The 3,699-nt window shown below is 73.2% G+C and carries 5 protein-coding genes; all 5 read right to left on the bottom strand.

Annotated elements, in window-relative coordinates; translation table 11 throughout:
- Positions 1-116 precede the first annotated feature (116 nt).
- The 5 genes from DKT68_RS00485 to DKT68_RS00465 are packed head-to-tail and all read right to left on the bottom strand — an operon-like array spanning position 117 to position 3,552.
- Positions 117-599, bottom strand: a complete 483-nt coding sequence (locus DKT68_RS00485; protein ID WP_089020755.1) for a phage tail protein — start codon at positions 597-599, stop codon at positions 117-119.
- A gap of 1 nt (position 600) precedes the next feature.
- Complete coding sequence (locus tag DKT68_RS00480) at positions 601-1,869, bottom strand: phage tail sheath family protein (RefSeq protein ID WP_109815474.1); 1,269 nt, start codon at positions 1,867-1,869, stop codon at positions 601-603.
- A gap of 23 nt (positions 1,870-1,892) precedes the next feature.
- Positions 1,893-2,591, bottom strand: coding sequence for a carboxypeptidase-like regulatory domain-containing protein (locus DKT68_RS00475; protein ID WP_109815473.1), 699 nt, complete (start codon positions 2,589-2,591; stop codon positions 1,893-1,895).
- The gene (locus tag DKT68_RS00470) at positions 2,588-3,196 is read right to left on the bottom strand and encodes a glycine zipper family protein (RefSeq protein ID WP_109815472.1); all 609 of its coding nucleotides are present in this window, start codon (positions 3,194-3,196) and stop codon (positions 2,588-2,590) included. Before DKT68_RS00470 ends, DKT68_RS00475 begins: the two co-directional genes overlap by 4 nt.
- An 11-nt stretch (positions 3,197-3,207) precedes the next feature.
- The gene (locus DKT68_RS00465) at positions 3,208-3,552 is read right to left on the bottom strand and encodes a hypothetical protein (protein WP_109815471.1); all 345 of its coding nucleotides are present in this window, start codon (positions 3,550-3,552) and stop codon (positions 3,208-3,210) included.
- Positions 3,553-3,699: the final 147 nt, after the last annotated feature.

Below are 3,699 nucleotides of genomic sequence, written 5' to 3'. Positions count from 1 at the left end.
GGCGGGCGCCCGACGGCCGGCGCGCCGCCTGGTGCCCGCCGGGGCCGGCGGCCTCGATCCGCCCGGCGAGGCGCTGCACCGCCCCGGCCGCCGAGCGCAACCGGCCGGCCAGCCAGCTACGCGGGAGTCGGCGCGGTGGCACCGCCGGTCTCCAACTCCAGGCCCTCGTAGCGCAGCGTCAGCGATGCGATGGCGATCTCGTGGCTGAGCGTGTTGAGATGCGCGCCGCGCCACCGGGTAGGCCAGGCGTCGATCAGGTTCCAGCGCAGCACCTCCGCGGTGCCGACGGAGTCCAGCAGCACCACCGAGACGTTGCGGCGGTTGAGCGTGCCCTGGGCGGTGGCGTGCACCCAGTCCCACAACTCCCGGGACGCGGTGAGCCCGAAGTGCAGCGTCACCGGCTCGTACTCCGCCTGACCCGGCACCATGCGCATCCGACCCAGGCCGTGCTCCCGGTACGGCTGGCCGGGGATGTTCACCTCCAGCCCGCTCATCTCGGTGAAGTGGCCGTTGGTGACGCCGTTGATGAGCAGCCGGAAGTTGTACGCCCGGTACGGGTCGACCGGGGCGCCCGGCTGCGGGGTGGCTGTGGTGGGCATGTCAGCCTCCGATCGTCTCGGTCTCGGTGCCGCCGGCCCACTGGCTCAGCTTGAACACCACGAATTCGGCGGGCTTGACGACGGCGATGCCGATGTGGGCGATCACCATGCCCGCGTCGCGAACCTCCGGCGGGTTGGTCTCCTCGTCGCACTTGACGAAGAACGCCTCCTCCGGGCTGCGCCCGAGCAGCGCCCCGTCGCGCCACACCCGGGTCAGGAACGCCCCGATGTCGCGCCGGATCGAGCGCCAGAGGGTGAAGTCGTTGGGCTCGAAGACCATCCACCGGGTGCCGTTGGCGATGGCCTGTTCGATGGCGATGCTGAGCCGGCGTACGTTGAGGTAGCGCCACTCGCTGGCCTCGGCGGCGAGGGTACGGGCGCCCCAGACCCGGATGCCCTCGCCGGCGAAGTAGCGGATCACGTTGACGCCCTTGGGGTTGAGCACGTCGTGCTCCGGTCGGGTGACCAGGTAGCCGAGGTCGACGGCCCCGCGGACCGGCTCGTTGGCCGGTGCCTTGTGCACGCCGCGCAGCGCGTCGGTGCGCGCCCAGATGCCGGCGAGGTGGCCGCTGGGCGGGGTCAGCTCCAGCTCCCCGCTGATCGGGTCGCGTACGCGCAGCCACGGGTAGTAGAACGCGCCGAACTCCGACTGTCGGGGCCGGTACGCCGCCCCCTCGTGCCCACCGGAGCCGCCAGGACCGCCGGCGCCAGAGGCGGTCGACCCGCCAGAGGCGGTCGACGCGCCCGAACCCTCGGCGGGCTTGGGGGGCTTGCCGGACGACGGCGTGGCGACCCGGGTCAGCGCGGAGATGTCGTCGATGTCGGGCGCCGGGTCGCAGATCGCCACCATCGTGCGGGTTCGCTCGGCCATGCTCAGCAGCGCCTCGTGTGCCACCACGTCGTGGAACCCCGGCGCGGCGATGATGGAGATCTCGTCGATCGCCTCCAGGAGTTGCAGGCCGCCCCGCCGCTGCCCGGTGCCGCTGATCGCGCCGCCCTCGCCGACGTTGACCACCCAGCAGCGGGCGCCGCCGTTGTCCAGGAAGCCGAACACCGCGCGGGCCAGCGGGGTGCTCTCCGCCTGCTCCCCGCTGGCGAAGAGCCGGAGGAACTCGGTCCAGTTGTTGACCGGCACCGCCCTGCCCAGGTGGGCGGAGCGGTCCGGGGCGACGCCGACGAAGGCGGCGATGCTGGTGCTCGCCGGCCCGATCGGTCGGGCGCCGCTCGGGACCTCCTCGACGTAGATGCCGGGGGAGAAGTAGCTGGGCATCGGTCCTCCTGTGCGGGTGGGCGTCAGTGGGTCGGTGGCGCGCAGACGATGACGATGTCGGGGTCGGCGGGGTCGACGTCGGCGGTGAGCACGAGCCCGCGCCCGGTCAGGCGGAGCCGGACCGGGCCCGGGTGCTCGGGGTCGTGCGGTACGCCGACGATCAGGAACCGACCGTCGGTGCCGGTGCGGGTGGCCGACGCCGTGCCGGGCAGCTCGACCCGCATCGCGGCGAGGGGTTGGTCCTCGGGGCCGACCACCCGGCCGGCGAGCGTGCGCAGCCCCAGTTGCCGCAGCCGCAGCGGTCGCAGCACCGGCGGCGCGGCGGGGGTGGGGTGGTCCACCTGTGCCGGCACGTCGATGAGCAGCGCCGGGCGTGGCGCGGTGCCGAACGCGCTCCACAGCGGTGCCTCGCCGGCCTCCAACACGACCGGGTAGCGGGCGTCGCCGGTGGCGGCGGTGAGCACCCGGTCGAGCCGCGGCAGCCCGGCCGGTCCGGTCACACAGAGCAGGTAGCGGACCGTGAAGCGGTACGGCTCGCGGACCGCCCCGCTGGAGCGGGTCTGCCGGGCCGGGCGCAGTTCGAGGGGCCAGAGGGTGAGCCCGGCGGCGTCGCCGTCGGTGCGGGGCGGGCCGATCGGGACGGGTTCCCCCGCCGCGCTGGTCAGCCAGGCGGCCAGCTCGGCGGTGGCGGTCTCGATCGGTCCGCGCCCGTCGGTGCTCATCGCGGCGGCGTCCCCTGGATCCGGTACGCGATGGCCTCGTTCCACACGTGCGGGTAGACGCCGATCTCGAAGTAGCGGGTGAAACGGTTGATCGGCGCGTTGGTGTGGTCGTGGTAGAGCAGCCACACCGGCGCGATGGTGAACAGCACGTAGTTCGCGAGCACCAGCGGGATGTAGAGCGGGCCGAGCAGGCGGCCCTGGAAGATGTGCACGTCCTCGTGGCGCTGGATGCCCGGGCTGGAGCCGGCGCAGACGGTGCCGATGGTGGTGGCGTAGCGGGGCGAGACCCCCTCCACCACGCTGACCCGGCCGCTGGCCTGGGAGGTGGGCCGGTCCAGGGAGTGCCCGAAGATCAGGTGCACAGTCAGGTAGATCGCCCCGACGACCGTGTTGAGCAGGCTCCACGTGTGGTCGACGACGAAGAGGAAGATGCCGCGGGCGTCCGACGCGTACACCCCGGCGGAGGCCACCGCCCAGCCGAAGACCGCGCCGACGAGCAGGCCCACGACGGCGCCGATCAGCAGCCCGACGGGGCCGCCGGCCAGGAGGCCGAGCGCAGCGCCGAAGCCGACCTGGACCGCCGCACTGACGATTCCGAAGATCATGATGTCACTCCTCAGACCCAGGAGCGGAGGATGCGGGGCTCGCGACCTTGCGCGAGCTGGGTCGGCGACGCCTGGGTCGCCTGCCGGTTGCCGGGCGGGAACTGGTTGACGCCGAGTGCGGCCGAGAAGATGACCAGCGCGTTGAAGAACGCGATGATCCACTTCTCGCCGCCGGCCTCGTCGGCGAACGCCGCCGTCACGTAGGACAGCAGCAGCGCGATGCCGATGGCGATCCACTTGCGGGCCTTGTCGCCGCTGGGGCCGATCAGCCCGCCGATGACGTTGGTGGCCAACAGGGTGGCGGCGCTCGCGCCGGCGAGGCTGCCCAGGGCGGCCCAGGTGAAGAGATCGTTCACGGCGATCCCCCTTTTCTGCGATGGTGCGACCGGGATGTGGTGGTGGTGAGGTCCGGTGCTCCCGGGTGGGAGCACCGGCGCCGGTCGCCATCGTGGCGGGGGCGGCCGGGCCGGGCGTGGCCGGCAGGGCCGGCCACCGGATGGATC

The sequence above is a fragment of the Micromonospora acroterricola genome (genome assembly GCF_003172955.1).
Lineage (GTDB): Bacteria > Actinomycetota > Actinomycetes > Mycobacteriales > Micromonosporaceae > Micromonospora > Micromonospora acroterricola.
The sequence above is the reverse complement of the archived record's forward strand: the minus strand, read 5'-3'. Positions and strand labels throughout refer to the sequence as shown.

What these genes read in the sequence shown, in the direction of transcription:
- DKT68_RS00485 (WP_089020755.1), bottom strand. Translation starts at nt 599, where the DNA reads ATGCCCACCACAGCCACCCCGCAGCCGGGCGCCCCGGTCGACCCGTAC.
- DKT68_RS00480 (WP_109815474.1), bottom strand. Translation starts at nt 1,869, where the DNA reads ATGCCCAGCTACTTCTCCCCCGGCATCTACGTCGAGGAGGTCCCGAGC.
- DKT68_RS00475 (WP_109815473.1), bottom strand. Translation starts at nt 2,591, where the DNA reads ATGAGCACCGACGGGCGCGGACCGATCGAGACCGCCACCGCCGAGCTG.
- DKT68_RS00470 (WP_109815472.1), bottom strand. Translation starts at nt 3,196, where the DNA reads ATGATCTTCGGAATCGTCAGTGCGGCGGTCCAGGTCGGCTTCGGCGCT.